This window comes from Agromyces sp. PvR057 (genome assembly GCF_040547485.1).
Lineage (GTDB): Bacteria > Actinomycetota > Actinomycetes > Actinomycetales > Microbacteriaceae > Agromyces.
Genome location: NZ_JBEPPT010000005.1, coordinates 119364 through 144895, shown reverse-complemented (window position 1 = coordinate 144895; position 25532 = coordinate 119364). Strand labels below are relative to the sequence as shown.

24 protein-coding genes are annotated in these 25532 nt (G+C 71.7%); 6 read left to right on the top strand and 18 right to left on the bottom strand.

The features are described 5' to 3' along the window. Positions 1–48 precede the first annotated feature (48 nt). Together ABIC29_RS16710 and ABIC29_RS16705 are read right to left on the bottom strand one after the other, a co-directional pair. Positions 49–531: an 8-oxo-dGTP diphosphatase gene (locus ABIC29_RS16710; protein ID WP_354247225.1), complete on the bottom strand. Its 483-nt coding sequence runs from the start codon at positions 529–531 to the stop codon at positions 49–51. A 38-nt stretch (positions 532–569) separates the two neighbouring features. Further along, positions 570–1601 carry a 6-phosphofructokinase gene (locus tag ABIC29_RS16705; RefSeq protein ID WP_055859215.1) on the bottom strand — a complete coding sequence of 344 codons (1032 nt, stop codon included), beginning with the start codon at positions 1599–1601 and terminating at the stop codon, positions 570–572. A 118-nt stretch (positions 1602–1719) separates the two neighbouring features. Here ABIC29_RS16705 and ABIC29_RS16700 point away from each other — a divergent pair, with 118 nt between their 5' ends. Together ABIC29_RS16700 and ABIC29_RS16695 are read left to right on the top strand one after the other, a co-directional pair. Beyond that, entirely contained in the window at positions 1720–2139 is a 420-nt protein-coding gene (locus ABIC29_RS16700; RefSeq protein ID WP_354247222.1) for an ArsR/SmtB family transcription factor, read from the top strand. After that, entirely contained in the window at positions 2136–2612 is a 477-nt protein-coding gene (locus ABIC29_RS16695; protein WP_116082927.1) for an SRPBCC family protein, read from the top strand. Before ABIC29_RS16700 ends, ABIC29_RS16695 begins: the two co-directional genes overlap by 4 nt. A 36-nt stretch (positions 2613–2648) precedes the next feature. On the opposite strand, the gene ABIC29_RS16690 is transcribed toward ABIC29_RS16695, so the two are convergent. From ABIC29_RS16690 to ABIC29_RS16680, 3 genes are all read right to left on the bottom strand, one after another. Then, complete coding sequence (locus ABIC29_RS16690) at positions 2649–4772, bottom strand: DEAD/DEAH box helicase (RefSeq protein ID WP_354247219.1); 2124 nt, start codon at positions 4770–4772, stop codon at positions 2649–2651. Positions 4773–5036: 264 nt separating this feature from the next. Beyond that, the gene (locus ABIC29_RS16685; RefSeq protein ID WP_116082933.1) at positions 5037–5768 is read right to left on the bottom strand and encodes a ZIP family metal transporter; all 732 of its coding nucleotides are present in this window, start codon (positions 5766–5768) and stop codon (positions 5037–5039) included. A 133-nt stretch (positions 5769–5901) separates the two neighbouring features. Further along, on the bottom strand, positions 5902–7806 hold the full coding sequence (locus tag ABIC29_RS16680) for a DUF2207 family protein (RefSeq protein ID WP_354247216.1): 1905 nt from the start codon (positions 7804–7806) through the stop codon (positions 5902–5904). A gap of 97 nt (positions 7807–7903) precedes the next feature. On the opposite strand from ABIC29_RS16680, the gene ABIC29_RS16675 reads away from it, so the two are divergent. Together ABIC29_RS16675 and mmuM are read left to right on the top strand one after the other, a co-directional pair. Further along, positions 7904–8182, top strand: coding sequence for a metal-sensitive transcriptional regulator (locus ABIC29_RS16675; protein WP_116082937.1), 279 nt, complete (start codon positions 7904–7906; stop codon positions 8180–8182). Further along, positions 8175–9068: a homocysteine S-methyltransferase gene (mmuM, locus tag ABIC29_RS16670; RefSeq protein WP_354247213.1), complete on the top strand. Its 894-nt coding sequence runs from the start codon at positions 8175–8177 to the stop codon at positions 9066–9068. Before ABIC29_RS16675 ends, mmuM begins: the two co-directional genes overlap by 8 nt. Before the next feature lie 42 nt (positions 9069–9110). Here the strand turns inward: mmuM and ABIC29_RS16665 are convergent, their stop codons facing one another. From ABIC29_RS16665 to ABIC29_RS16635, 7 genes are all read right to left on the bottom strand, one after another. Further along, positions 9111–10112 carry a glycerophosphodiester phosphodiesterase gene (locus tag ABIC29_RS16665; protein ID WP_116082940.1) on the bottom strand — a complete coding sequence of 334 codons (1002 nt, stop codon included), beginning with the start codon at positions 10110–10112 and terminating at the stop codon, positions 9111–9113. A gap of 153 nt (positions 10113–10265) precedes the next feature. Beyond that, positions 10266–11729 (bottom strand): SDR family oxidoreductase, encoded by a 1464-nt coding sequence (locus ABIC29_RS16660; RefSeq protein ID WP_116082941.1) that lies wholly within the window; start codon positions 11727–11729, stop codon positions 10266–10268. 29 nt (positions 11730–11758) lie between these two features. After that, positions 11759–11998: a hypothetical protein gene (locus tag ABIC29_RS16655; protein WP_354247501.1), complete on the bottom strand. Its 240-nt coding sequence runs from the start codon at positions 11996–11998 to the stop codon at positions 11759–11761. Between the two features lie 6 nt (positions 11999–12004). Next, positions 12005–12865, bottom strand: a complete 861-nt coding sequence (locus ABIC29_RS16650; RefSeq protein WP_116082943.1) for an aldehyde dehydrogenase family protein — start codon at positions 12863–12865, stop codon at positions 12005–12007. Next, positions 12862–14451: an aldehyde dehydrogenase family protein gene (locus ABIC29_RS16645; RefSeq protein WP_354247210.1), complete on the bottom strand. Its 1590-nt coding sequence runs from the start codon at positions 14449–14451 to the stop codon at positions 12862–12864. Before ABIC29_RS16645 ends, ABIC29_RS16650 begins: the two co-directional genes overlap by 4 nt. A gap of 12 nt (positions 14452–14463) precedes the next feature. Continuing rightward, entirely contained in the window at positions 14464–15471 is a 1008-nt protein-coding gene (deoC, locus tag ABIC29_RS16640) for a deoxyribose-phosphate aldolase (RefSeq protein WP_354247207.1), read from the bottom strand. Between the two features lie 65 nt (positions 15472–15536). Continuing rightward, a complete protein-coding gene (locus ABIC29_RS16635) occupies positions 15537–16481 on the bottom strand; it encodes a sugar-binding transcriptional regulator (protein WP_116082949.1) in 945 nt (314 codons plus the stop codon). A 117-nt stretch (positions 16482–16598) separates the two neighbouring features. Between ABIC29_RS16635 and ABIC29_RS16630 the strand changes: the two genes are divergently transcribed. Next, the gene (locus tag ABIC29_RS16630) at positions 16599–17531 is read left to right on the top strand and encodes an ROK family protein (RefSeq protein ID WP_116084698.1); all 933 of its coding nucleotides are present in this window, start codon (positions 16599–16601) and stop codon (positions 17529–17531) included. Between the two features lie 24 nt (positions 17532–17555). Here the strand turns inward: ABIC29_RS16630 and ABIC29_RS16625 are convergent, their stop codons facing one another. The 5 genes from ABIC29_RS16625 to truB all read right to left on the bottom strand — a co-directional run bounded on the left by ABIC29_RS16625 (position 17556) and on the right by truB (position 21552). After that, entirely contained in the window at positions 17556–18800 is a 1245-nt protein-coding gene (locus ABIC29_RS16625; protein WP_354247203.1) for an MFS transporter, read from the bottom strand. Beyond that, positions 18797–19726: a bifunctional riboflavin kinase/FAD synthetase gene (locus tag ABIC29_RS16620; RefSeq protein ID WP_199471731.1), complete on the bottom strand. Its 930-nt coding sequence runs from the start codon at positions 19724–19726 to the stop codon at positions 18797–18799. The genes ABIC29_RS16625 and ABIC29_RS16620 overlap by 4 nt, the downstream gene beginning before the upstream one ends. Then, on the bottom strand, positions 19723–20160 hold the full coding sequence (locus ABIC29_RS16615; protein ID WP_199471688.1) for a hypothetical protein: 438 nt from the start codon (positions 20158–20160) through the stop codon (positions 19723–19725). The genes ABIC29_RS16620 and ABIC29_RS16615 overlap by 4 nt, the downstream gene beginning before the upstream one ends. Positions 20161–20263: 103 nt before the next feature. Next, positions 20264–20632 (bottom strand): hypothetical protein, encoded by a 369-nt coding sequence (locus ABIC29_RS16610; protein ID WP_116082956.1) that lies wholly within the window; start codon positions 20630–20632, stop codon positions 20264–20266. Continuing rightward, a complete protein-coding gene (truB, locus tag ABIC29_RS16605) occupies positions 20629–21552 on the bottom strand; it encodes a tRNA pseudouridine(55) synthase TruB (protein WP_502915502.1) in 924 nt (307 codons plus the stop codon). Before truB ends, ABIC29_RS16610 begins: the two co-directional genes overlap by 4 nt. Positions 21553–21605: 53 nt before the next feature. On the opposite strand from truB, the gene ABIC29_RS16600 reads away from it, so the two are divergent. After that, positions 21606–22613 carry a ketopantoate reductase family protein gene (locus ABIC29_RS16600; protein WP_354247198.1) on the top strand — a complete coding sequence of 336 codons (1008 nt, stop codon included), beginning with the start codon at positions 21606–21608 and terminating at the stop codon, positions 22611–22613. Positions 22614–22707: 94 nt separating this feature from the next. Here ABIC29_RS16600 and ABIC29_RS16595 read toward each other — a convergent pair whose 3' ends face one another. Next, on the bottom strand, positions 22708–25488 hold the full coding sequence (locus ABIC29_RS16595) for a hypothetical protein (protein ID WP_354247195.1): 2781 nt from the start codon (positions 25486–25488) through the stop codon (positions 22708–22710). Between the last annotated feature and the right edge of the window lie 44 nt (positions 25489–25532).

Below are 25532 nucleotides of genomic sequence, written 5' to 3'. Positions count from 1 at the left end.
CTGGCGAACGCCGACGACGATGAAGAACTGGCGAACGCCGGGTAAATCCTACGCGACGCTGTTGCGCTCCTCTACCACGCTCGCGAGGTCGGACCCGAAGACGAAGGTGCGACGAACCGTGCCGCCTGCGAGCACTCCGGGCAGCCAGAACCTGGCGTCGTCCCACATCGAGGCGTACGGCACCTCGTCGAGGGTGAACCACTGGGGCTCCAGCTCGTCGGATGCCGCGGGCTCGCCGCTCCAGCGACGGACGACGAACACGCTGGACTCCTGGCTCCACGCCTCGCGATGCGGGAAGTGGTACGTCAGCAGGCCGCGCGGCTCGAGATCGGACGCCTCGACGCGGATGCCGGTCTCCTCGAGCACCTCGCGCACCGCGGCATCCATCGCCGACTCCCCCGGCTCGAGCTTGCCGCCGGGGCCGACGACGTTGCCGACGCCCAGGCCGTGCCGCTTGCGCCCGAGCAGCACCTCGGTGCGGCCGTCGCGCTCACGCAGCAGGTAGCAGACGCAGACCTGGGGCAGCGGCATCCGTTCGCCTCGATCCGGCTCGTTCGAACCCGTCGGACTCAGCCGAAGAGGATCTTCGCCTCGTCGTAGCGGTACTGCGGGACACGGTTCAGGCTGCCGACCGCGTCGGCGATCGAGACGGTCTCGATCGCGGTGCCATGGAGGGTCACCATGGAGCCCCAGGCGCCGTCGTAGACCGCGTCGACCGCGGCCATGCCGAGGCGCGTCGCGAGCACGCGGTCGAAGGCCGACGGCTCGCCGCCGCGCTGGATGTGTCCGAGCACCGTGGCACGCGATTCGATGCCCGTGCGCTCCTCGATCATGGGCGCGATGAGCTCGGCGATGCCGCCGAGGCGCGGGCGGTTGAACGCGTCGAGGCCCTTGTGCGAGTGGGCCTCGGTCATGTCGTCGAACTTGAAGCCCTCGGCGACGACGACCAGCGGCGCCCGGCCGCGCTCGCGCACCGACTCGACCCATTCGGCGATCTGCTCGATGCTCTGCGGCTGCTCGGGGATGAGGATCGCGTGCGCGCCGCCGGCCATGCCTGAGTGCAGGGCGATCCACCCGACGTGGCGGCCCATGACCTCGAGCACCATGCAGCGCCCGTGGGAGTCGGCCGTGGTGCGCAGGCGGTCGATGGCCTCGGTCGCGATCTGCACGGCCGTGTCGAAGCCGAACGAGTAGTCGGTGGCCGCGAGGTCGTTGTCGATCGTCTTCGGCACGCCGATGACCTTGATGCCGCCCTCGTCGTAGAGGCGGCGGGCTGCGGTGAGCGTGCCCTCGCCGCCGATCGCGACGATCGCGTCGATGCCGTTGCGGTCGAGCATCGCCTGGATCTTCTCGGGGCCGCCGCCCTCGCCCTCGAACGGGTTGGTGCGGCTGGAGCCGAGGATCGTGCCGCCCTGCTTCGCGAGGCCGCGCACGTCGTGACGCACGATGGGCACGATGTCCTCTTCGACGACGCCGCGCCAACCGTTGCGGAAGCCGACGAACTCGGTGTCGTACGAGATGACGCCCTTCAGCACGGATCCGCGGATGACCGCGTTCAGTCCAGGGCAGTCGCCGCCAGAGGTGAGGATTCCGATCTTCATGACGCCTGGGACTCCTTGGTGCTTGGGGTGAACGTCGCTGGAGCCGCTTCATCGGGGCACGACTCCGGGAAGTCTAGCGAACCTCGACTTCCTGTTCGGAACAGTATAACTTAGCCATATGGCTCAGTATTCAGGGCTCGACGGGACGTTCCAGGCCCTCGCCGATCCGACCCGGCGCGCCGTCGTCCGACGACTCGGTGCGGGGCCGGCGAGCATCGGTGAGCTCGCGGCACCGTTCGACATGGCGCTGCCGTCGTTCATGAAGCACATCCGCTACCTCGAGCAGACGGGATGGGTGAGCACGCGCAAGACCGGTCGCGTGCGCACGTGCGTGCTCGAGCACGAGCGGTTCGACGCGATCGAGACCTGGCTCGACGAGCAGCGAACCCTCTGGGAGGGCCGCACCGACCGGCTCGACCGATTCGTCACCGCCGCCGCCGAACCCGCAGACACTGCGACCACCGGTCACGCCACCGCCGCAGGCACCGCTGGCACCGCAGGCACCGCCACGACCCACGACGAGGACTCCCCCGCATGACCGACACGACGCACCCCGAACTCGACCTGACCGTCTCGCGTATCATCCGAGCCCCGCGCCGCGCGGTCTGGAATGCCTGGACCGACCCGCGCGCCTTCGAGCAGTGGTGGGTGCCGGCGCCCGAGGTCTGCCGCGTGCTCGAGATGGACCTGCGCCCCGGCGGGGCGTTCCGCACCGAGTTCAGCCAGGACGGCGCCGAGTTCGGCCCGCACATCTCCGCGTGCTTCCTCGCGGTCGACGACCTCGAGCGCATCGTGTGGACCGACGCGCTCGTCGCGGGCTGGCGGCCGGCCGAGGCGTCGTTCGTGACCGCCGTGATCCGCATGCGCGACCACCCCGACGGCACCGAGTACACCGCGACCGCCATGCACGGCACGGCCGCCGATCGCGACCGGCACGATCAGCTCGGCTTCCACGACGGGTGGGGCACCGTCACCCGCCAGCTCGCCGAACTCGTCGAGCAGCGGGCCTGACGCCGACGGCACCCTGCCGCTACCGAACGCCGACGACTACAGCGCCCCGTCGAGCGCGGCGCGCAGCAGGTGCTGCAGCGCGTCGAGCTGCACCGAGTCGGCCGAGCCCGGCTCGACGTCCTGGCCGTCGAGGGCACGGGCCGCGAGACCCTGCTTGGAGTCGATGAGCTCGGCGATGCGGGCGTCGATCGTGTGCGCGGCGATGATGCGCCACGCGGTGACGGGCTCGTCCTGGCCGATGCGGTGCACGCGGTCGATGGCCTGGGTCTGCTCGGCCGCGGTCCAGCTGAGCTCGGCGAGCACGACGTTCGACGCGGCCTGCAGGTTCACGCCGACGCCGGCGGCCGTGAGCGAGCAGACCGCGACCGCGACATCCGGGTCGTTGTTGAACGCATCGATCGCGGCCTGGCGCTGCAGCGCGGTCTGGTCGCCGCGGAGCGACACCGTGCGCAGGTCGCGCGCGGCGAGCGCGGACTCGGCCTGGTCCATGACGTCGATGTGCTTCGCGAAGAAGACCACCTTGCCGACCGATCGGGCGAGCTGGGCGGCGTAGTCGGCCGCGAGGCCGGCCTTGGCCTGGCCGATGCGGCGCACCATCGTGAAGACGTTCTCGCCCGACTTCGCGGACTTCGACTCCTCGAGTTCGGCGCTCGCGACGGCGCGGATGTACTGGTCGCGCTGGTCGTCGTCGAGGTCGCCGATGCGCAGGTTGCGCGCCTCCACGAGCGCGCGGAACCGGCCGACGAGACGATTGCCGAGCTCGCGCTCTGCGGCGCGCACCGAGCGGCCGAGTTCGTCGTCGAGCTCGACGGGCAGGTCGGCGATGCGCTTGGCCGGCAGGTCGGCGGCGACGTCGACCTTGCGGCGGCGCACGATGCCGAGGTCGATGACCGTGCGGCGCGCGGCGGCGTAGAAGCCGGCCTCGGCGGGCGTGAGCCCGTTCTCCTCGAGCAGCCCGAGAAGTCTCGGCGACGGCTTGTCGCCCTCGATCCAGCCGAGGAACTGCCAGATCGCGCGGAAGTCGTCGACGTCGTTGATGAGCGGCGTGCCCGTGAGGGCGAGCAGCAGCGGGTCGCCGCCCGGCGTCGCACGCCGGATGCGCTCGGCGAGCGCGAGCACGTTCTTCGAGCGCTGCGACTGCAGGTTCTTGATGAAGTGCGCCTCGTCGACGACCATGCCGCGGAACCCGAGGGTCGACAGCCAGGCCATGTGCCGGTCGAGCACGTCGTAGTTGACGACGACCACGTCGGCGAACGCGTCGAGCGTGTCGCCGTCGCCGTGGATCACGGTCGCTCGGCGGTGCGGGGTCCACCGCTCGACCTCGCGCGCCCAGTTCATCTTCACGACGTTCGGCACCACGGCGAGCAGCGGGTAGGCGTCGGAGACGGATGCCGCGAGCACCGACTGCGCGGTCTTGCCGAGTCCGGGCTCGTCGGCGAGCAGGAACGTGCGGTGGCCCTCGCGAGCGGCCTCGATGAACCGTGCCTGGTGCTTCATGAGCTCGAGGCCGCGCGGCGCGAGCCGGTCGATCTTGGGCGCCTCAGGCAGCTCCATGGTCGCCGCCTGGCCGCCCGAGCCCTGCTCGAAGGCCTTGAACAGCGGGCCGAGCAGCTCCCAGTTCGCGAGGCGGCGCACGGGCGCCGGCGGCGGTGGCGGCGTCGAGAGGTCGGGCGCGAGGAACGGGTTCGCGAGCTGACGCGAGCGCACCGAGGCCGGGATCACCTGGTTCTCGGCGAGCACGGGCTTGACCTCGGCCTCGCGGGTGATGATGAGCTCGTCGGGGCTGAGCTCGGCACCCGACTCGAGCAGCCAGTCGCGACGGAAGCGCTGGGCGACCGTGGAGATCGAGGCATCCGGTTCGAGCAGGGTGATCAGGCTCGTGTCGCGCGCCGCCGTCTTCGCGAGGATCTGCGCGATGCCGTCGAGGCGCTTCAGCAGCTCGGGGCGCGAGCTGTCGGGCACGTCGGCGTCGGACTTCACCCTGGCGCGCTCCTCGCGCATGAGCAGCGCGATGACCTGGAACTTCGTGCGGTTCGTCGGCCCGAGCTTGCCCTTCTGCGCCTTCTGCTCCACCTCGCGCACCTTGCGCGCGAGGATCGGGATGATCGGTGCGTCGTCGTCGCGTGAACGCGTTCGCTGACGCTGCCTCGTCTGGGCCATGATCCTCCGGGGTATCGGGGCTCGTCTCTTGGCGCCTGCCGGTCACCGATCGCGATGGCCGGCACCGCTCGGCGCATCGCGTGATGCGACCGGGTGCGGTACGGGCGAACCATTGCTCGAGGAGGAGCACTGCTCGAGGAGAAACACTGTCCGTGCAGCATGCGGGCGGAGCTCGCATGGTCGGACGAAGAACGGGTTCGCCTGGGCGCAGGCCCCAGTCTAGCTGCAGAGGGCCGGATGCCGCGAAAACACGCGCGGAACCGCTCAGCCGGCCACGTGCACGGCATAGCTGAGGAGGAACCCGGAGGTCGCGAGCAGTCCGGTGTACGCGTGCGCCGTGCGGTACGCCTCGGGGATCATCGTGTCGCAGATCATGGCGAGGATCGCGCCGGCCGCGAGTGCCGTGATGAAGGCGGTCGTGCCGCCGCTCGCGCCGTCGAGCAGTACGAATCCGAGGAGGGCGGCGACCGCGCTCGCGAGCGCGATGCCCGTCCAGAGGAGGAACACGTAGCGCGCGGAGCGGCCCTCGTCCTTCAGCGCCGCGGTGCTCGAGAGCCCCTCCGGCACGTTCGAGATGATGATGGCGACGAGCACGGGCACGCTCACGCCGTTGCCGCCGACCATGCTGAGGCCCAGCACGGCCGACTCGGGGATGCCGTCGAGCAGTGCGCCGAGCGCGATGCCGATGCCCGTTCCGGCGTTCTCGCCCGCGCCGCGTCTGTTGCGCTGGTCGAGCCGGTCGAGCAGGTTGTTCGCGAACACGTAGACGACGGCGCCGACCGCGAAGCCGCCGACGGTCGGCCAGAAGCCGCCCTCGTCCTGCGCCTCGAGCACGAGGTCGTAGGCGAGCGCCGAGATGAGCACGCCGGAGCCGAACGCCATCACCGAGGCGACGATCCTGGCCGGGACCTCGACCTTCCACGCGATGACCGCGCCGACGAGCAGCGCCCCGCCCGCGACGAGGCCCGCGATCGCCGCGAGGAGCCAGTCAGCCATGGTCGGAGCCTAGGCCGGTGCACGGGTCGTTCGAGGGCGGCTCGCGGATGCCGCGGCATCGCCGCTCGACCGACGACCTCGCTGACACGGCCGCCGGTCGAGCCGCACCCGTCGCCGGGTGATCTCCGCGGGGCTAGACCCCGCCGCCGCCGCCTCCGCCACCGCCGCCGCCCGACGAGCCGCCGCCACCGGATCCCGACGACGACGAACTCGACGACGAGCCCGACCACGAGGTGGTCGACGTCGACGTGAACGACGACATCGCGACCGAGAAGCGGGCCGCGTCGAACGCGGACGTGCCGGCGTACCAGCCGGGCTCCCGGCCGTTGACCTCGTAGAGGTCGGCGAGCTCGCGCAGCCACTGCTTCTCGAGGCCGAAGAGCGCCGCGTACGGCAGCAGCCGCTCGGTCAGGCGCAGCACCTCGGCGGGGTCGCTCGCGGTGACGGATGCCGCGGCGGCCGTCGCGGCATCCGTCGCCGACGGCAGCGGCTGCAGCGGGTCGCGCAGGGCGCCGCTCGGGCTCTGCAGCACGCGGATGCGATCGGCCTCCGCGAGGCGGATGAACAGGCGAAGGCCCTCGAGGTGGTCGTGCACGCGCCGGCCCTCGACCGTGAGCGGGCGGACCCCGGCGACCGCGACGCCCGCGGCGAGCGCGAACACCACGCCGACGATGAGCGCGAGGAGCGGCCAGAATCCGCCCACGACCTGCTCGAGCGCGATGACCGCCGCGATGAAGCCGAGCACGGCCGCGGCGAACGCGAGGACCGCGATGAGGATGCGGCCGCCCAGCGCCGGGCTGCGCCGCAGGCCCGTCTCGACGACACGACTCGCGACCGACTTGCGGATCGCGAGCAGGCGCTGCCCCAGGGCCGTCGACTTCGAGCTCAGCGACCGCTCCTGCCCGAGGCTCGGGTGATCGCTGAAGAGGGCGCGCACGACGGACTGCGCGTCGAGGTCGCCGAGGGGTCCGCCCATGAACTGCACGGAGTACTGCGTGCTCCCTCGATCGACGATGCGCACCTCGCCGGCGACCGCGCGCTCGAGGATCGTCGCGGTGACGCCGCGCGACGGCTGTCCGACGAGATCCGCGGCGGTCAGCGCGCTGACGCCCTCCGGCGGCTCGTACTGCGCGATGATGGTGCCCCGCGGCGCGCTGCGCCATCGGGTCAGGCGCAGCACCAGCGCGAGCACGAAGAGCGCGAACGCGATGAGCGCGCACACGGCCGACGTGATCGCGGCCGGCGACGACGCGAACGCGTCGTCGCGCGGCACGAACGTGCCCGGCTCGAAGCCGGCGGCGATCGTGAGGTTCTCGTACGGACCGATGCCGCTCGCCTGGGCGATGAGCAGCGGCTGCTCGGCCGTCTCGCCGACCTGCAGGGCCTCGCACGGCGTACCGGAATCCGCGCTGCCGCGGTAGCACGCGGCATCCCCGGTGAAGGCCTCCGACAGCGTGGCGTCGACGCGAAGCTCGGCACGGACGATCGCGAAGGGCTGGGCCCACCCGGTGCCGTTGACGTCCCAGTAGAACTCGTCGATCGCGGCGTCGTCGGGCTGCAGGGTGACGTTGTGCTGGCGGTAGGTGATGACGTACGTCTGCTCGCCGTGCACGTAGTCGGAGCCGGCGATCGTGACGAGCAGGAACTCGCCGTCGTCGTCCTGCTCGGCGTCGAACGAGCGCGGGCTGCCCGAACCATCCGTCACCGACTGCACCTGGATGTCGACGGGGTGCCCGTCGTAGGCGAGCGGGATGGCGCGCCGGATGCCGCGGTTCTGGTCGTACTCGGGGAACAGCGCGACGAGCGTCTCGGTCGTGTCGAGCACCGAGCGCCCGGCCTCGTCGCGGCCCAGTTCGTAGACCGCGTCGAACGACGCGAAGGTGAAGTCGTCGACGCCGGCCGGAACCGCGGTCACGGGCGCTGCGGCCGATGCCGATGCCGCCTCTGGCACCGCTGCGGCCGCTGCGGCCCCCGGCGCGACGGCGACGAGCAGGGCGAGCACGGCCGCCGCCGCTGCGTGCCGGAGTCTCGTCGCCATGCGCCAACGCTAGCGCCTCGCGCCGGGGCGGGTCTCGAGGCGTCCGAACTCGCACGGTACCCCCGGGGGTACTTCGCGCCGGGACTACCATGGAGGAGTGATCGAGGACATCAAGAAGCGCGCCCTGCACCGCACGAAGATCATCGAGGGCCAGCTGCGCGGCATCGAGAAGATGATCGAGAACGAGGACTACTGCGTCGACATCATCACGCTCTCGCTCGCCGTGCAGAAATCGCTCGCCTCGCTCAACAAGCTCCTCGTCGAGAACCACCTGCGCACGCACGTCAGCGAGATGTACGAGGCGGGTGGCGAGCAGCGCGAGGCCGCGGTCGCGGAGTTGATCCGCATCTTCGAGCTGTCGAACAACCGTGGGTGACGCGGCGCTCCTGAGCGCGCTCGCCGACCGCCCCCTCGTCATCGACGGCGGCCTCGGCACGCTGCTCGCCGAGCGGGGTGCGGATGTCTCGGCGCCCCTCTGGAGCGCGCAGCCCCTGCTCGAACAGCCCGACGCGATCCTCGCCGTGCACCGCGACTACTTCGCGGCCGGCGCCGACGTCGCGGTCACCGCGTCGTACCAGGTGTCGGAGACGGGCTTCGCCTCCGCCGGGCGCGAGGCCGGCGAGGCACGGCGCATGCTCGCCCGCAGCGTCGACCTCGCCGTGCGCGCCCGCGACGAGGCGGGCCGAGGATGGGTCGCCGCCTCGGTCGGACCCTACGGCGCCTCGCTCGCCGACGGCTCCGAGTACCGCGGCGACGACGGCCTCGACGTCGCCGCCCTGCGCGCGTGGCACCACGACCGGCTGCGGATCCTCGCCGACTCGGGCGCCGACCTCGTCGCCGTCGAGACGATCCCCTCGCTCCGCGAACTCGAGGCGCTCGGGCTCGAACTCGACGACGCCGGCATCCGCGCATGGATCTCGGTCACGCCCGACGGCGAGCGCCTGCGCACGGGCGAGCCGCTCGCCGACGCGTTCGGGCTCGCCGCGGCATCCGACCGCGTGATCGCCGTGGGCGTCAACTGCTGCCCGCCCGAGCAGGTGCTCGATGCCGTGGCGATCGCACGGGCCGTGACCGACAAGCCCGTCGTCGCCTACCCGAACAGCGGCGAGACGTGGAACGCGGTCGCGCGCACGTGGCACGGTACGCCCGGCTTCGACGCGGGCCTCGTGCGCAGCTGGCGCGACGCCGGCGCGAACCTCATCGGCGGCTGCTGCCGCACCCGGCCGGCCGACATCGCCGCGATCGCCGACGCGCTCGCCTGACGAGCGGATCGGCCGACACTCCCCCCGTCGGCGCCCGGGAACTCACGTGCCCGGCGCGGTCACGGCGAGCCACTCGTCGAGCTCGCTCGGCTCGTCGGTGATGATGCCGTCGACGCCGAGCGCGCTGACCTCCTCCCACCGCTCGTGGGAGTTCAGCGTGTAGCAGAGCACCGCGACCTCGGCCCCGTGCAGCGCCTCGAGGGCCTGCGGCTGCGCGGTGACGGATGCCGCGGTCGTGCCGAACCCGACGAGGCCCAGCCGTTGGGCGAGCGGCACCGGATCGGCCGGAAGCTCGCGGATGAGCATGATGCGCGGCGTCGACGGCGAGACCCGCTGCAGCGCGAAGAGCGTCTCGAGGCTGAAGCTCTGCAGCACGACCCGCCCGCGCAGGCCGTGGCGCTCGATGCGATCCACGACGGTTCGCACCTCGGCGGCGGTCCAGTCGGCCTTCAGCTCGACGAGCGCCCTGGCGTCGGGCCGTTCGGCCAGCGCCGTGAAGAACTCGTCGAGCGTCGGCATCCGCTCGCCGGTGAACTCGGAGCCGTACCAGGTGCCGACGTCGAGCTTGCGGAGGGCTGCGGCGTCGAGGTCGCCGACCGAGCGGTGATCGCCGGTGATGCGTTCGAGGTCGGCGTCGTGGAAGAGCACGGGCACGCCGTCGCGGCTGAGCTGCACGTCGGTCTCGACGTACGCGAGGCGGTCCATGGCGAGCTCGAGCGAGGTCATCGTGTTCTCGGGCGCCGAGGCGCGATCGCCGCGGTGCCCGACGATGAACGCGGGCTCGCCCGGACCCCTGAGGGCGCCGAACACGTCACGCGCCGTCGCGCTCGTCGGGATGCCGGTGATCAGGAGCATCAGCGAGACGGTCGCGACGCCGGCCGCGCCGAGGAGCACGCGCACCGGGCGACGGGGCGGGTGGGCGAGCCGATGCAGCATGCGGTCGCGCGTCGTTGCGCGCGGGGTCGTCACGTGGGCTTCGAGGTCGGCCTGGGCGGCCGGGTGCAGCGCGATCGTCGGGGCGATCGCACCGGTGGTGCGAGTCACGGGTTCGGGCCTTTCCACCGTTCGCGCGGCGTTGCGCGAGGGTGCCCGTCACTCTAGCAAAGAGCGTTACCGTTTCGTTACCCTTTTTCAGGTGGTTCGTCTTCGGCCTCCGGATGCCGCGTCACGCGCGTTCGTCGGCCTCCGGATGCCGCGTCACGCGCGTTCGTCGGCCTCGGCCTCGGCCGTGATGCGGTTCGCCATGCCGGCGAAGATCACCCCGTGGAACGGCAGGATCCCCCACCAGTACAGCCGCCCGGGGAGGCCCTTCGGGAAGAACACCGCGCGCTGCCGGTAGCGGGAGCCGCCGGTCGCCTCCGACACGGACAGCTCGAGCCAGGCCCGACCCGGCACCCGCATCTCGGCGCGGAGCCGGAGGAACGCCCCGCGATCGATGGCCTCGACCCGCCAGAAGTCGACGGCGTCGCCCACGTGGAGCCGCTCGGGGTCGAGGCGACCGCGGCGGAGGCCCACGCCGCCCGTGAGCTTGTCGATCCAGCCGCGCAGCGCCCACGCGAGCGGGAAGGAGTACCAGCCGTTCTCGCCGCCGACGCCCTCGACGACCCGCCACAGCGCGGCGGGCGTCGCCGTGGTCTCGCGCTCGCGCTCGTCGACGTAGACCGTGTGGCCCGCCCAGTCGGGGTCGCTCGGCAGCGGGTCGCTCGGCGCCCCGGCGACCTCGGCGTTGCGCCAGCTCGTCTCGACCTCGCCGGCCCGCTCGCGATCGAGCGCCAGGCGCACCGCGGTGCGGTACGGCAGGAGGCCCTCCGCCGGAGGCGGGATCACGGCGTCGATGTCGTGATCGTGCATGACGCAGTCGAACTGGAGCGACTCGATGATCGGCACCGCGAGACGCCGTGGAATCGGCGTCACGAGGTTGACCCACTGGCCGGCCAGCCACGGCGTCAGCACCGGGAGCGCCGCGATCGGCCGCTGCGGCAGCCCCGCCTCGACCGCGTAGCCGTTCATGAGCTGCCCGTAGCGGTGCACGTCGGGCCCGCCGATGTCGAACGCCCGGTTCACGTCGGGCGGCACGTCGAGCGCGGCGATCAGGTAGTGCAGCACGTCGCGCACCGCGATCGGCTGGATGAAGCTGCGCACCCAGCGCGGCGCGGGCATGTACGGGAGCACCTCGGTGAGGTGGCGGATCATCTCGAAGGAGGTCGAGCCGGAGCCGATGACGACGCCGGCCTGCAGGACGATGGTCGGAACGCCCGTGCGCAGCAGGATCTCGCCCACCGCGGCGCGCGAGCGCAGGTGCCTCGACAGCGGCCGCCCCTCGGGATGCAGGCCCCCGAGGTACACGATGCGGCGGACGCCGTGCCGGAACGCCGCATCGCCGACGTTGCGCGCGATGCGGAGCTCGGCCTGCTCGAAGTCGCCGCGTGCGCCCATCGAGTGCACGAGGTAGTACACGGCGTCGACGCCCTCCATCGCCGCGTCGACCGCCTCGGCGTCGGCGAGGTCGCCGGCGACGATGTCGAGCGTGACCGCCCACGGCACGTCGCGCAGGCGCTCGGGACGGCGCACGAGCACGCGCACGTCGTGCCCGGCCGCGAGCAGGCGCGGCACGAGTCGGCCGCCGATGTACCCGGTCGCACCCGTCACGAGGATTCGCACGCAGCTCCCTCGGATCGCCTGCGCGACGGTCAGCCGCGCTCGTTCCCCCGACGATAGTTGCCGCTCGCCCTGGCCAACAGGTGCTGCACCCGTGAATCGTCTGCACGTTGCAGCGCGTCGATGAGCCGGGCGGCGTCGCCGCCGCCCACCGTCATCACCGGCCGTCCGCCGCGGTACACGGTCACGCCCCCGCGCTCCGTGAGCCGGTAGTCGAACGGGTCGGATTCGAGCCGGCCCCGTTCGTCGGAGGCACCGTCGCGTCCGGACATGACGGGCTACTTCATGCTCTTCGTGTGCCAGACCGTCTTCGTCTCGGTGAACGCCGAGATGCGGCCGAGCGCGGGCGCGGCGGCATCCGGACCCTGCTCGGGACGCAGGACGCGCTTCAGCGTGTCGGCCGCGGCGATCTCGAGGTCGACCCAGTCGAGGTCGCCGGCGCCGACGAGGTCGAGCGCGTTGACGTCGGCGTGGCTCGCGAGCCACGGGGCGATCTCGGCGGGCGAGCCCGTGAGCACGTTGACGACGCCCTTGGGCACGTCGCTCGTGGCGAGCACCTCGGCGAGGCTGATCGCCGACAGCGGGAACCGCTCGCTCGCGACCACGACGACCGCGTTGCCGGCGACGAGGGCCGGTGCGACCGCGGAGACGAACCCCAGCAGCGACGAACCCTGCGGCGCGATGATCGCGACGACGCCGGTCGGCTCGGGCACCGAGATGTTGAAGTACGGCCCAGCGACCGGGTTCGCGTTGCCGGCGACCTGCGCGAACTTGTCGGCCCAGCCGGCGTACCAGACCCACCGGTCGATCGCCTCGTCGACCTGGGCGGATGCCACGGCGCGCGTGACGCCCTCGGCCTCCTCGATCTCGGCGACGAACTGGGCACGACGGCCCTCGAGCAGCTCGGCGATGCGGTAGAGCACCTGTCCGCGGTTGTAGGCGGTGGCGCCGGCCCACCCGCCGACCGCCGACCGCGCGGCGACGACCGCGTCGCGGGCGTCCTTGCGGGAGCCCTTCGCGGCGTTCGCGAGGAACGCGCCGGTCGCGGAGCGCACCTCGTACGTGCGTCCGGACTCGCTGCGCGGGAACGCGCCCCCGATGTAGAGCTTGTACGTCTTCGGCACGGCGAGGCGGCTCATCGCTTCGATCCCTTCGTCGCGGCCTTGGCTGTTCGGGTCGCACGGGTGTGACGGGTCTTCGGCTCGGCCTCGACGGCGGCACCGGAGGCACCGGAGGCACCGACCGCGGCCCGCGACGCGGAGCGCGCGACCGCGGCCTGACCGCCGATCGGCGTCGGCGCGAGGTACGCGGCGAGGCCGTGACGGCCGCCCTCACGGCCGTAGCCGGACTCCTTGTAGCCGCCGAACGGCGACGCCGGGTCGAACCGGTTGAACGTGTTCGCCCAGATGACGCCCGCGCGCAGCTGGTCGGCGACCGCGAGGATGCGGCTGCCCTTGTCGCTCCAGATTCCGGCGGAGAGGCCGTAGGGCGTGTTGTTCGCCTTCGCGATGGCCTCGGCGGGCGTGCGGAACGTGAGCACCGAGAGCACCGGGCCGAAGATCTCGTCGCGCGCGATGCGGCTCGAGGTCTGCACGCCCGTGAAGATCGTCGGCGCGAACCAGAACCCGTTCTCGGGGATCTCGCACGGCGCGCTCCAGCGCTCGGCGCCCTCGGCCTCGCCGAGGTCGGAGAGCTCTCGGATGCGGTCGAGCTGCTCGCGCGAGTTGATGGCGCCGATGTCGGTGTTCTTGTCGAGCGGGTCGCCGAGGCGCAGGGTGGACAGGCGGTTCTTGAGCCGGTCGACGACCTCGTCGTGGATGTTCTCCTGCACCAGCAGGCGCGAGCCCGCGCAGCAGACGTGGCCCTGGTTGAAGAAGATGCCGTTGACGATGCCCTCGACGGCCTGGTCGATCGGCGCGTCGTCGAACACGATGTTCGCGGCCTTGCCGCCGAGCTCGAGGGTGGCCTTCTTGTCGGTGCCCGCGATCTGCTTCGCGATCGCGCGGCCCACCGCGGTCGAGCCGGTGAACGCGACCTTGTCGACGCCCTCGTGCGCGACGAGCGCGGCGCCCGTGTCGCCCGCGCCGGTGACGATGTTCACGACGCCCGGCGGCAGGTCGGCCTGCTGCAGGATCTCGGCGAAGATGAGCGCCGTGAGCGGGGTGGTCTCGGCCGGCTTCAGCACGACCGTGTTGCCGGCCGCGAGCGCGGGCGCGATCTTCCACGCGAGCATGAGCAGCGGGAAGTTCCACGGGATGACCTGCGCGGCGACGCCGAGCGCGCGGGGGTTCGCGCCGAGTCCGGCGTGATCGAGCTTGTCGGCCCAGCCCGCGTAGTAGAAGAACCAGGCCGCGACGAGCGGCACGTCGACGTCGCGCGACTCCTTGATCGGCTTGCCGTTGTCGAGCGACTCGGCGACCGCGAGCTCGCGGGCGCGCTCCTGCACGAGGCGCGCGATGCGGAACAGGTACTTGCCGCGGTCGCGGCCGCTCATGCGCGACCAGGTGCGGTCGTAGGCGCGACGGGCCGCGGCGACGGCGTCGGAGACATCCGCCTCGTTCGCGTTCGAGATCATCGCGATGCGAGCCTCGGTCGCGGGCGAGATGGTCTGGAAGGGCGTGCCGCGGCCGTCGACGAACTCGCCGTCGATGAAGAGGCCGTACTGGTCGCGCAGGTTCAGGACCGCCGTCGATTCGGGGGCCGGTGCGTATTCGAGGAAGCTCATGTGTTGCTCGTCTCAGTCGATCGTGACGTAGTCGGGGCCGGAGTAGTGCGAGCTGGCCAGCTTCTGGCGCTGCAGCAGCACGTCGTTCAGGAGGCTCGAGGCGCCGAAGCGGAACAGGTGCGGCTGCAGCCACTCCTCACCGACGGTCTCGGCGACGGTCACGAGGTACTTGATGGCGTCCTTCGAGGTACGGATGCCGCCCGCGGGCTTCACGCCGATGCGCTGGCCGGTCGCGAGGTGCCAGTCGCGGACCACCTCGAGCATGAGCAGCGTCACGGGCAGGGTCGCCGCCGACGGCACCTTGCCGGTCGAGGTCTTGATGAAGTCGCTGCCCGCGAGGATCGAGAGCCACGACGCACGACGCACGTTGTCGTACGTGACGAGCTCGCCCGTCTCGAGGATGACCTTCAGGCTCGCGCTCGTGCCGTCGGTGCGGCGGCACGCCTCCTTCACGGCGGCGATCTGGTCGAACACGAGTCCGTAGCGGCCGGCGAGGAACGCCCCGCGGTCGATGACCATGTCGATCTCGTCGGCGCCCGCGGCGACCGCCTCGGCCGTGTCGGCCAGCTTGATCTCGAGCGACGCGCGGCCGCTCGGGAAGGCCGTGGCCACGGCCGCGACCGAGATGAGCCCGTCGTCGGGGTCGCCGTGCGCGCCGCCGAGCGCGTCGACCGCGAACGGCACCATGTCGCCGTAGACGCAGACCGCCGCGACGCGCGGCGTCGTGGGGTCGGCGGGGTCGGGCGTGATCGCCTTCGCGACGAGCGAGCGCACCTTGCCGGGGGTGTCGGCGCCCTCGAGCGTGGTGAGGTCGATGAGCTGGATGATGCGGTCGAGCGCCCACTGCTTGGAGGTCGTCTTGATGCTGCGCGTGCCGAGGCCGGCCGCGCGCTGCTCGAGGCCGACCGCGTCGACGCCCGGGATGCCGTGCAGGTACCTGCGCAGCGTCGCGTCGTCGGGTTCGCCGCCGAGCACGGCGAGCGCCCGCTCCCTCGCGGAGATGAGTGATGTGCCTGTCATGGTGGGGACCTGGCTTTCGGTGTTTCGGTGAACGACGGTCGGCTGCGTGCGCGTGGGCGCGAGCGTCAGCCGTCGAGGAGGTGGAGGGCGGTGGCCTCGTCGGTGACGAGCACCGAGCAGAGGCCGCTGCGCACGACCGCGTCGGCGACCGCATGCTTGGCACGGCCGGCGATCACGGCGATGCCGAGGGATGCCTCGCGCAGCTCGTCGAGCGTGAGCCCGACCGTTCGCGCGTCGAGGGCGGGGTCGACGATGTTGCCGTCGGAGTCGATGTAGCGGCCGACGACGTCGCCGACGGCGCCCTTCGCCACGAGCAGGTCGACGTCGGTCTCGGAGAGGTAGCCGCTCTCGACGTGCACCGAGCTGTGATCCGCCGCGCCGGCGCTGAACACGTAGGCGTCGGCCGAGCGCGCGAGGTCGATGACGCCGGCGACGACGCGATCGGCCTCGATGGCGTGCTTGGTCTCGAGGCGTTCGAGGATCGCGGGGCTCGGCAGCAGCGTGGCGCTGCCGCCGCCCTTCTGCGCGATGCCGACAGCGGTCGCGGCAGCCGTGCCCGGGCGACGGTTCAGGCTCACGCCGCCGTTGATCTGCACGACGTTCACGCCGGTGGCCCAGCCGTTGCGCAGGTGCTGGGAGATCTCGAAGAGGGTTCGGCCCCAGCTCACCCCGAGGGTGCGCGGCACGGGGCGGAGGGAGGTGAGGTAGTCGGCCGCCGCCTGCGCGGTGCGCGCCTGCAGCTCTTCGGCGGACGCGACGCCGGCCGAGGAGACCACCACGGCGTCGACGAGCCCGCGTTCGTCGCGGAGGCGGCGTTCGATGGGCAGGCGTCGGGCGCGGGGATGCAGGATCTCGATGCGGATGAAGCCCTCCTGCTTGGCCTGCGCGAGGAGACGGCCGACCTTCCATCGGGTGAGGCGCAGCGCCTGCCCGATCTCGTCCTGCGTCTTGTTCTCCTCGTAGTAGAGCTCAGCCGCTCGGATCGAGAGGAGTTCGTCGATCTCGTCCACACCTGTCCTTCCGCTCCCCTCCAGCGTAGGCAGCCCGTCGCTCATCGGCAACACTCGCGGGCATTCGTGCTCATATGAGCAGGGATGGCGGAGGTGCGCGCACCCTATGCTGGCTTCGTGACCCGTCCCCTCGCGATCGCCGTCGACCTCGGCGGCACCAAGGTCGAGGCCGCCCTCGTCGACGATCTCGGCGCCGTGCTCCCCGCCTCGAGGCACCGCCGCCCGACCGGCCCGACCGCCACGAGCGCCGACCTCGAGCAGGCCGTGCGCGACGTCGTGCTCGCGGCCGCCGCCGCGCTGCCCGACGGCGAACCGCTGGTCGGCGTCGGCATCGGCGCCGCCGGACCCATCGGCGTGGCCGACGGCACCGTCTCACCGCTCAACGTGCCCGCCTGGCGCGACTACCCGCTCGCCGACCTCGTCGCGGGCCTCGTGCCAGGCGTCCCCGTGGTGCTGCGCATCGACGGCGTCTGCATCACCCTCGCCGAGCACTGGATCGGCGCGGGCCGCGGCGCCCGCAACCTGCTCGGCATGATCGTCTCGACGGGCGTCGGCGGCGGGCTGGTGCTCGGCGACCGCGCGGTGCCGAGCCCCACCGGCAACGGCGGCCACATCGGCCACATCGAGATCGGCGGCTTCGAGGACCCATGCCCCTGCGGCGGTCGCGGATGCCTCGAGGCGGTCGCCTCGGGTCCGCGAACCGTGGCGTGGGCTCGCACGCAGGGCTTCGAGGGCACGACGGGCGAGGACCTGGCCGCCGCGCATGCCGCCGGCGACCCCGTCGCGCTGGCCGCGGTGCGACGCTCCGGAACCGCGATCGGCCGTGCCGCGGCATCCGCCTCGAGCCTGCTCGACCTCGACGTCGTGGCCATCGGCGGCGGGTTCAGCCGCGTCTCCCCCGCCTTGTTCCACCACGCGCGAGCCGCCCTGGCCGAGCGCGTCGCGTTCGGGTTCGTGACCCGCACGCGCATCGAGCCGTCGGCGCTCTCCGACGAGGGCCCCCTCGTCGGCGCCGCCGCGCTCGTGCACCGTCCCGAATTCGTCGCCTGAGACCGAGGGCACCCGGTCGGATCGCTACGCGCGCGGGTGGCGCTCGTCTTCGAGGTAGCCGGGCCGCGCCGCGAGGAACCCCGCGATCGCGGCCGGCACCGAGGTCGCGGCGAGGATCACGAGCGGCACGGTCCAGCCGCCGGTGGCCTCGTGCACGAGGCCGATGCCGATGGGCGCGACGGCCGCGATGAGGTAGCCGACCGATTGGACGACGCCGCTCAGGGCGATCGACCCGTCATGCGAGCGGGTGCGCAGGTTGATGAGCACGAGGGCGAGCGGGAACAGCAGCGGCCCCGTGCCGATCAGGGCGACCCAGAGCCAGATCGCGGCCTCGGGCGCCAGCAGCAGTCCGCCGTAGCCGATCAGGAACGCGAGCACCGAGATGACGACCAGCGTGCGGACCCGGTCGTAGCGCGCCGCGACGACCGGCACGAGCAAGGCCGCCGGAAGTCCCATCGCGGCGAACAGCGAGAGCAGCGCGCCCGCCTGGGCGCTCGTGACCCCTGCGACGTCGGTGACGATGCTCGGCAGCCACGCGAACATGACGTACGCGTTGACCGACGACACCGCGAAGATCGTCGCGAGCGCCCACGCGATCGGGGATCGCAGCGCGCGCCGCACCTGGCCGCCAGCCGCCTCCTCGGGCAGCGCCTCGGGAGCCTTCGCCCGCGGGTGCACGAGCAGGGCGATCCACGGCACGAGCGCGATGAGCGCGATGAGCGCCCACTCTCCGAGCGAGACGCGCCAGCCCGCGGCATCCGCCACCGGGACCGCGATGAGCGGCGGCACGAAGGTGCTCACCGAGATGATCGACACGTAGAGCGTCGTCACGAGCCCGACCCGGTCGGAGAAGTAGCGCTTCACGAGCGGCGGCAGCAGCACGTTGCCGACGCCGACGGCGGCGAAGACCAGCACGCTCGCGCCGATCAGCGTGACCGCCTCCGGTGCGAGCCCGCGCCCGGCCAGCCCGACCGCGAGTACCCCGAGCGCCACGACGACCGTGCGCTCGAGCCCCAGCCGCTTCGCGATGATCGGGGTGAGGATGCCGAAGACCGCGAAGCACAGCGGCGGGAGCATGCCGAGCAGGCCGACGAGCGCGGGCGGCAGCGGGATGTCCGCATCGATGTGGTCGATGATCGGCGACAGCGAGGCGACGCCCGTGCGCAGGCTCGACGCCACCAGCAGGATGCCGAGGAGGGCCAGCGTGCGCCCCGCCCACAGCGGCCTCGCCGGCTCACCCGACGGGATCGCCGGGATGGCCCCGGTCACGCGAGGATCTGCTTCGCGCGCTCGACGTCGTCGCGCATCGTCTCGATGAGGTCGGGGATGCTCGTGAACGCGACCATGCCGCGGATGCGGTCGACGAACTCGACGTCGACGACGTGGTCGTAGAGGTCGAGCTCGCGGTCGAGCACGTACGCCTCGACCTGCTTCGGCGCCACGCCCTCGAAGGTCGGGTTGTCTCCGACCGAGATGGCCGCCGGGTACCGCGTGCCGGAGTCGGTGAGCCAGCCGGCGTACACGCCGTCGGCGGGCACGAGGCCCTCGGACTCCGGCGTGAGATTCGCGGTCGGGAACCCGAGCTCGCGGCCGCGCTTCGCGCCGTGCACGACGATGCCGGACACGGTCGGCGTGTGCCCGAGCAGGGCGGTCGCATGCCGCACGTCGCCCTCGGCGAGGATCTCGCGGATCCACGTCGACGACACCCGGCGCTCCCCCTCGGGGCGCACGTCGTCGACGACCTCGACCTCGAACCCGAACTCGCGCCCGAGCTCGATGAGCAGGTCGACGTCGCCGGCGCCGCGGGCGCCGTAGCGGAAGTCCTTGCCCACGAGCACGACCTTCGCATCGAGCGCCCGCACCAGCACGCGCTCGACGAACTCCGCGGCCGGCACCGAGGCCAGCGCCCGGTCGAACGGCAGCAGCAGCGTCGCGTCGACGCCCGTCGTCGCGAGCAGTTCGAGCTTCTGCCGCACGCTCACGAGGGGCTCGGGGCACTTGTCGGGCGCGAGCAGCGCGAGCGGGTTGCGGTCGAACGTGACCGCGGCCGTCACGAGACCGCGCTCGTCGGCGATCGTGCGGATGCGCTCGATGAGGGTGCGGTGGCCGGAGTGCACGCCGTCGAACTTGCCGATCGTGACCGCGCTCGGACCGAAGCCGGCCGGAACCCCGTCGACGCCCTTGAAGGTCTTCACGCGGCATCCGTTCTCGTGGCATCGGCGGTTCGGGCATCGGAGCGCATCGCGTGCCCGGTCGACGGGCGGTGGCGCGCCAGCCACCACATGCCGAGCACCGGAAGCACGAGCGGAATGAACAGATACCCGCGACCGAACCACGACCAGACCGTGTCGTGCGGGAACAGCTCGGGATCGAGGATGCTGAGCACGCCGACCACGAGCACGCCCGTGAACTCGAACACGAGGGTCGCCCAGGCGACGCGGTACCAGACCCGACCCTGGCGGATCAGGGCGATCGTCGCCACGATGTACACGACCGCCGCGAGCGCCGACAGCGCGTAGGCCAACGGCGCCTCGTCGAACTTCGTCGCGATCTGGTAGAACGACCGACCGGTCGCAGCCAGTGCGAGCACGGCGTACACCGCCACGAGCACGCGACCGGCACCGCTCATGCGCGGGCGGATCGGGGCGTCGGCGGCGGTGTTCGCGGTTTCGGTGGAGTTCGCGGTGTTCGCGGGCAGTTCAGACATGTCGTTCGATTCTCTCAGACGCAGGTCACGCCACCTGCACGGTCCAGATCTGGAACATGCGGTACAGCATCACCGCGACGGCGAGCGCACCGACGCCGAGCACGACCGTGCTCCACCGGCTGCGATCGAGCAGCGCCCAGAAGATCGCCGCGGGCGGCACGAGCAGCGCCGCGAACAGGTACACGCCGAACTCGAGCGCGCTGCCCGTCGGCACGTTGCCGAACGCCGGAGCCGCGATCGACACGACCACCTGCACCACGAGCAGCAGCTCGACGAGCACCAGCGAGCCGTTCGACAGGTCGCTCGGCGGGCGCCCCGCGAAGCCCAGCACGATGCAGAGCAGCCCGGCCGCGACCGCGACCGCGAGCTGCAGCCACATGAACCACTCGATCACGAGGGGTCCTCGACCGGGAAGCCGACGACGACCTTCAGGGTCTCGCCGCGCCGCTCCACGATCGCCACGAGGCGACGGCCGCCGTCGGCGGTCTCGGCGACGGCCGCGATCGGCGCACCGCGCTCGGCCTCGGGTGCGCCGACGGCGTCGATGCGCTTGCCGTGCCCGAGGTCGATCGCCTGCTGCTCGGTGACGCGCACGACGGGCAGCGCCAGCTCGGCGGCATCCGCAGCACCGATGAGTGCGGAGGCGACGTCGAGGTCGTCGAGCACGGATGCCTCGGCCACACCGAACCGCCCGATGCGCGTGCGTCGCAGCGCCGTCAGGTGCCCGCCGACGCCGAGATCGGCGCCCAGGTCGCGAGCGAGCGCGCGGATGTACGTGCCCGACGAGCACTCGACGCGCACGTCGAGGTCGACGAAGCCGTCGACACGACGCGCCTCGAGCACCTCGAACGCCGAGATCGTGACCGTGCGGGCCTTCAGCTCGACCTCCTCGCCGTCGCGCACACGCTGGTAGGCGCGCTTGCCGTCGACCTTGATCGCGCTCACGGCGCTCGGCACCTGCTCGATGACGCCCGTGAGCTTCGCGATGCCGGCGGCCACGCGGGCCTCGTCGACGGCCGCGACCAGCTCCGCGGATGCCGCGTCGAGCAGTTCGCCCTCGGCATCGTCGGTGCTCGAACCCACGCCGAGCCTGATCGTGGCGAGGTACTCCTTGTCGAGCCCGACGAGGTACGTGAGCAGGCGGGTCGACCCGTTGAGACCGAGCACGAGCAGGCCGGTCGCCATCGGGTCGAGCGTGCCCGCGTGCCCGACGCGGCGGGTTCCGGCGAGGCGCCGGGTGCGCGCGACCACGTCGTGGCTGGTGATGCCCTGCGGCTTGTCGACGAGGAGGATGCCGCTGTTCACGCCCAACAGGCTAACAGTCGCCGGGTCCAGCGCCCGCCTCCTGCCGCCCCTACGCTGGACTGGTGAGGATCGGGATCATCGGCGCCGGGGCGCTCGGCGGGACGTTCGCAGCACTGCTCTCGCGGGCGGGCCACGACGTCGAGGTGACCGCACGCGGCGACGGTCTCGCCGCGATCCGCGGCGACGGCATCCGTCTCACCGGAGGGTACGGCGACGTGCACGCGCTCGTCGCGGCCGGCGAGCGCCTGAGCGTGCGCCCCGACCTCGTGCTCGTGTGCACCAAGGCGCAAGACGCCGAAGCCGCGATCACCGCGAACCGCGGCCTCATCGACGGCTCCCCCGTCGTCGTCGTGCAGAACGGCCTGGACGGCGTCGACACGGCCGCCCGGCTGCTGCCCCGCTCGGAATGCTTCGGCCTGCTCTCGTTGATCGCCGCCGATCATTCCGAACCCGGGCTCGTGCACGTGACGGCGACGGCCGAGAGCCGTCTCGGCCGCGGTGACGGACCGGCCGACGCCGAAACCGCGCGGCTCGCGGCCGTGCTCTCCGACGCGGTGCCCGTGCGTGCGCTCGACGACTTCCGAGGGGGGCAGTGGACCAAGCTCGTCGTGAACATGGTCAACGCCGTTCCCGCCATCGTCGGAGGCACGCTCGGCGAGGTCGTCGCCTCATCCGAACTGCTCACCGCGCTCACCGCGTCGATGCGCGAATGCGTTCGCATCGGCATCGCCCGCGGCGTACGGTTCGGCAGCCTGAACGGGCTCGACGACGCCTCGCTGCGCGCCTTCGCCGAGCTCCCCCTCGGTGAAGCGACGGCCGTGCCGTCAGCGCTCGTGGCGCGCATGGGATGGGAGTCGAATCGCGGCTCCACCCAGCAGAGCCTGCGGCGCGGGCAGCCGACGGAGATCGACTTCCTGAACGGCGCGGTCGTGCGCGAGGCATCCCTCGCCGGACTCGCCGCGCCCGTGAACGCGGCGCTCACCGCGCTCGTGCACGAGGTCGAGTCGACCGGGCGCCCGCTGCCCGCCGCCCGCGCGCTCAAGGCGCTCGAGGTGCTCGACGAGCACTGACCTGCTCGGCCCGGGCTGACCTGCAGCAGCACCATGGAATGCGGAAGAGGGGGCCCGGCGAACCGGACCCCCTCTGCTCATTCAGCGGATGTCGCTACGCGCGCTTGCGGCGCACTCGGGCGATCACGAGGAACGCTGCACCTGCCAGCACGATGATGCCGGCGACGATCGCGATGCCCGTTCCGGCGAAGCCGGTGCTGGCCAGGCCGGTGCCGCCGCCTGCGGTCGCCGTGACGTCGCCTTCTCCGCCGCCGTCGGTGACGATCGTCGGACCGCTGACGCAGTCCGGCGTCGCCGGCGGGTAGCTGAGGTCGACCGACAGGTCGGGGTTCACGTGGATGACCGCGGTCGTGATGGCGCGGGTCCAGGCGAAGTTGCCCTCGGTCTCCTGCCACGTGCCGTCGGCGAGCTGCTCCCAGCCCGGCCAGCCGACGGCGTTGCCCTCGTCGTCGACTGCGGCACCGGGCCAGAGGATCCGGCCCGACAGCGTGCCGTCGTCGTCGAGCTCACCGAGCTCGAGCACCTCGGAGTTCGTGCCGTCACTGAGCGTGAGCGTCACGAGATCACTCGTCGCCTGGTTGTCGGGGTCGGTCAGCTTCACCGCGTAGGTGATCCAGGGCACGTCGGCGTCGCACTCGCCGGCAGCCGTCGAGCCCTCGAGCGTCGGCTGGATGCAGTCGACGTTCGTGAAGGTGAACGGGAACTCCTTCGTGGCCTTGCGGCCAGCGAAGGTGTAGCCCGCATCGGCGGTGGCGATGGCGGTCGCAGCGCCCGACTTCACGTCGCCGTCGATGCTCCACGTCACGTGCTCGACGCCTTCAGGCAGCGCGATCCCGTCGAGTCGCAACCCGCAGAGGTCGGTCGAGGTCGGCTCGACCTTGATCTCGAGGCACGGCGTGTTCACGAAGTCGAACGGCCACGAGGTCTGCTGCCCCTTGTCGAACGTGTAGCCGTCGTCAGCGATGACGGTCACGGTGATGCGGCCCTCCGCCACCGAACCGTCGGTGACGAATCGGTAGTGTGCACCTGCTGCCACCTCGGGGAGCGTGACCTTTCCGTTGTCAGGGCCGCAGTCATCGGTCGCGGTCGGCACGCCGGTGAGCGTCACGATCGTGGGCGGGCAGGCCACGTCCGTGAATTCGAACTCGAACGGTGCCGACTGCGTCGCACCACCCGGGAACGTGTACACGCCCGTCGTCTTCGCGATCGCGGTCGCCTTGCCCGCGGACACCGAGCTGATCTCCCACACGATGCCCGTGACCGCGGTCGGCTCGAGGACACGGTCCTGGCCGACGCCGCACTTGTCATCGAACGCCGGCTTCGCGGGGATGTCGATCACGATCGGGCAGGGCACGTCCGTGAACTCGAACTCGAACGGAGCCGACTGCGTCGCACCACCCGGGAACGTGTACACGCCCGTCGTCTTCGCGATCGCGGTCGCCTTGCCCGCGGACACCGAGCTGATCTCCCACACGATGCCCGTGACCGCGGTCGGCTCGAGGACACGGTCCTGGCCGACGCCGCACTTGTCATCGAACGCCGGCTTCGCGGGGATGTCGATCACGATCGGGCAGGGCACGTCCGTGAACTCGAACTCGAACGGAGCCGACTGCGTGACACCGCCCGGGAACGTGAAGCCGGGCTTCGTCTTCGCGATCGCGGTGGCCTTGCCGTTCACGACCGAACTGATCTCCCACACGATGCCCTCGACGGCGGCGGGCTCGAGGACCCGGTCCTGGCCCACGCCGCACTTGTCCTGCACCGCGGGCTTGGTGGGCAGCGACACGACGGTCGGGGGCTTCACGCAGTCGGGGTACTGCAGAAGCGACGTGTCGCCCCGGGCAGGCACCGTGGCCGTCTGCGGGAACAGCTTCAGGAAGTCGAGAGCCCCGTACCACGTGTACGTGAACGCCGGGTAGATGTCGCCCTCGTGGTCGATGTGTCCGGAGGTGCGGAAGACGCTCACCGACGTCGTCACCTGGTTGTACGGGTTCGACGTGCTCGACGTCGCGTGGCAATAGGTGATCTTGTCTGACCCGGCGTCGTCGCACTTCGGCAGCGTGACCTTGCCTTCGGGGTCGCTGCTGCCGCTCTGCTTCCAGTCGATCTGGAACGTGACCTCTGCGGAGTCGCCCTTCTTGCCGACGACGTTCTGCTCCCAGACGATCACATCGCCCGGACGGAGGGGCGGAAGGTGGTGGTTCGCGTAGTGCTCGGTCCACTCCCTGAGCCAGACCTGCGTCGGCTTGATGACCTTGACATCGGCCTCGTCGCCGGCCTTGGCGCCCGTCGTCTTCACGGTCCAGACGATCGAGTAGAGGCCGTCGCCGACGCACTTCGCCTCGCCGCTGACCGTCGACTTCGCGCTCGTCGAGACGCAGTCGCCCTTGAGGCCCTGGACGTTGCCGTCGGATCCCTTGCCGAAGCCGTCGCTCCACTTGGTGTACGCGTAGACCCACGGGCCCGCGCCCTTGGTGTTGCCCGGGATCGAGTCGGTGCCGAGCGTGAGCGTCGTGTTCCCCGACGACGTGACCGGGGTGCGATCCATGCCGGCTGCGCTCGTGGGCGTCTTCTCGAAGGTCGTCGTGCCGACGCGCCAGTTCGTCGTGCCGGTCAGGTCATTGCCCACCTGGCTCAGCGTGAGCGTGTAGGTGACGTCGTACTTGCCCGTCGTCGTGTTGCAGACGGCGGTGCCCTTCAGGTCACCGGTGTGCGCACTCGCGGGCGCGGCCATGCCGACGACGGCGAGGCCGCCGGCGAGGGCGAGCGTGGTCAGGACGGCCGCGGCACGACGCCACAAGCTCGGTGCGTCGGGCCGGGTGCGTGTGCGCCAAGCGCGCAGGGCACCGCGAACCGAACCGCGGGGGTTGGGCATTCGGGTTCTCCATCGATCGAACCGGCGTCTGCGAACCCTGGCGA

Bases quoted from the DNA above. Each gene is read 5' to 3' on its own strand.
- ABIC29_RS16710 (WP_354247225.1), bottom strand. From the start codon at position 531: ATGCCGCTGCCCCAGGTCTGCGTCTGCTACCTGCTGCGTGAGCGCGAC.
- ABIC29_RS16705 (WP_055859215.1), bottom strand. From the start codon at position 1,601: ATGAAGATCGGAATCCTCACCTCTGGCGGCGACTGCCCTGGACTGAAC.
- ABIC29_RS16700 (WP_354247222.1), top strand. From the start codon at position 1,720: ATGGCTCAGTATTCAGGGCTCGACGGGACGTTCCAGGCCCTCGCCGAT.
- ABIC29_RS16695 (WP_116082927.1), top strand. From the start codon at position 2,136: ATGACCGACACGACGCACCCCGAACTCGACCTGACCGTCTCGCGTATC.
- ABIC29_RS16690 (WP_354247219.1), bottom strand. From the start codon at position 4,772: ATGGCCCAGACGAGGCAGCGTCAGCGAACGCGTTCACGCGACGACGAC.
- ABIC29_RS16685 (WP_116082933.1), bottom strand. From the start codon at position 5,768: ATGGCTGACTGGCTCCTCGCGGCGATCGCGGGCCTCGTCGCGGGCGGG.
- ABIC29_RS16680 (WP_354247216.1), bottom strand. From the start codon at position 7,806: ATGGCGACGAGACTCCGGCACGCAGCGGCGGCGGCCGTGCTCGCCCTG.
- ABIC29_RS16655 (WP_354247501.1), bottom strand. From the start codon at position 11,998: ATGTCCGGACGCGACGGTGCCTCCGACGAACGGGGCCGGCTCGAATCC.
- ABIC29_RS16650 (WP_116082943.1), bottom strand. From the start codon at position 12,865: ATGAGCCGCCTCGCCGTGCCGAAGACGTACAAGCTCTACATCGGGGGC.
- ABIC29_RS16645 (WP_354247210.1), bottom strand. From the start codon at position 14,451: ATGAGCTTCCTCGAATACGCACCGGCCCCCGAATCGACGGCGGTCCTG.
- deoC (WP_354247207.1), bottom strand. From the start codon at position 15,471: ATGACAGGCACATCACTCATCTCCGCGAGGGAGCGGGCGCTCGCCGTG.
- ABIC29_RS16615 (WP_199471688.1), bottom strand. From the start codon at position 20,160: ATGAGCGGTGCCGGTCGCGTGCTCGTGGCGGTGTACGCCGTGCTCGCA.
- ABIC29_RS16595 (WP_354247195.1), bottom strand. From the start codon at position 25,488: ATGCCCAACCCCCGCGGTTCGGTTCGCGGTGCCCTGCGCGCTTGGCGC.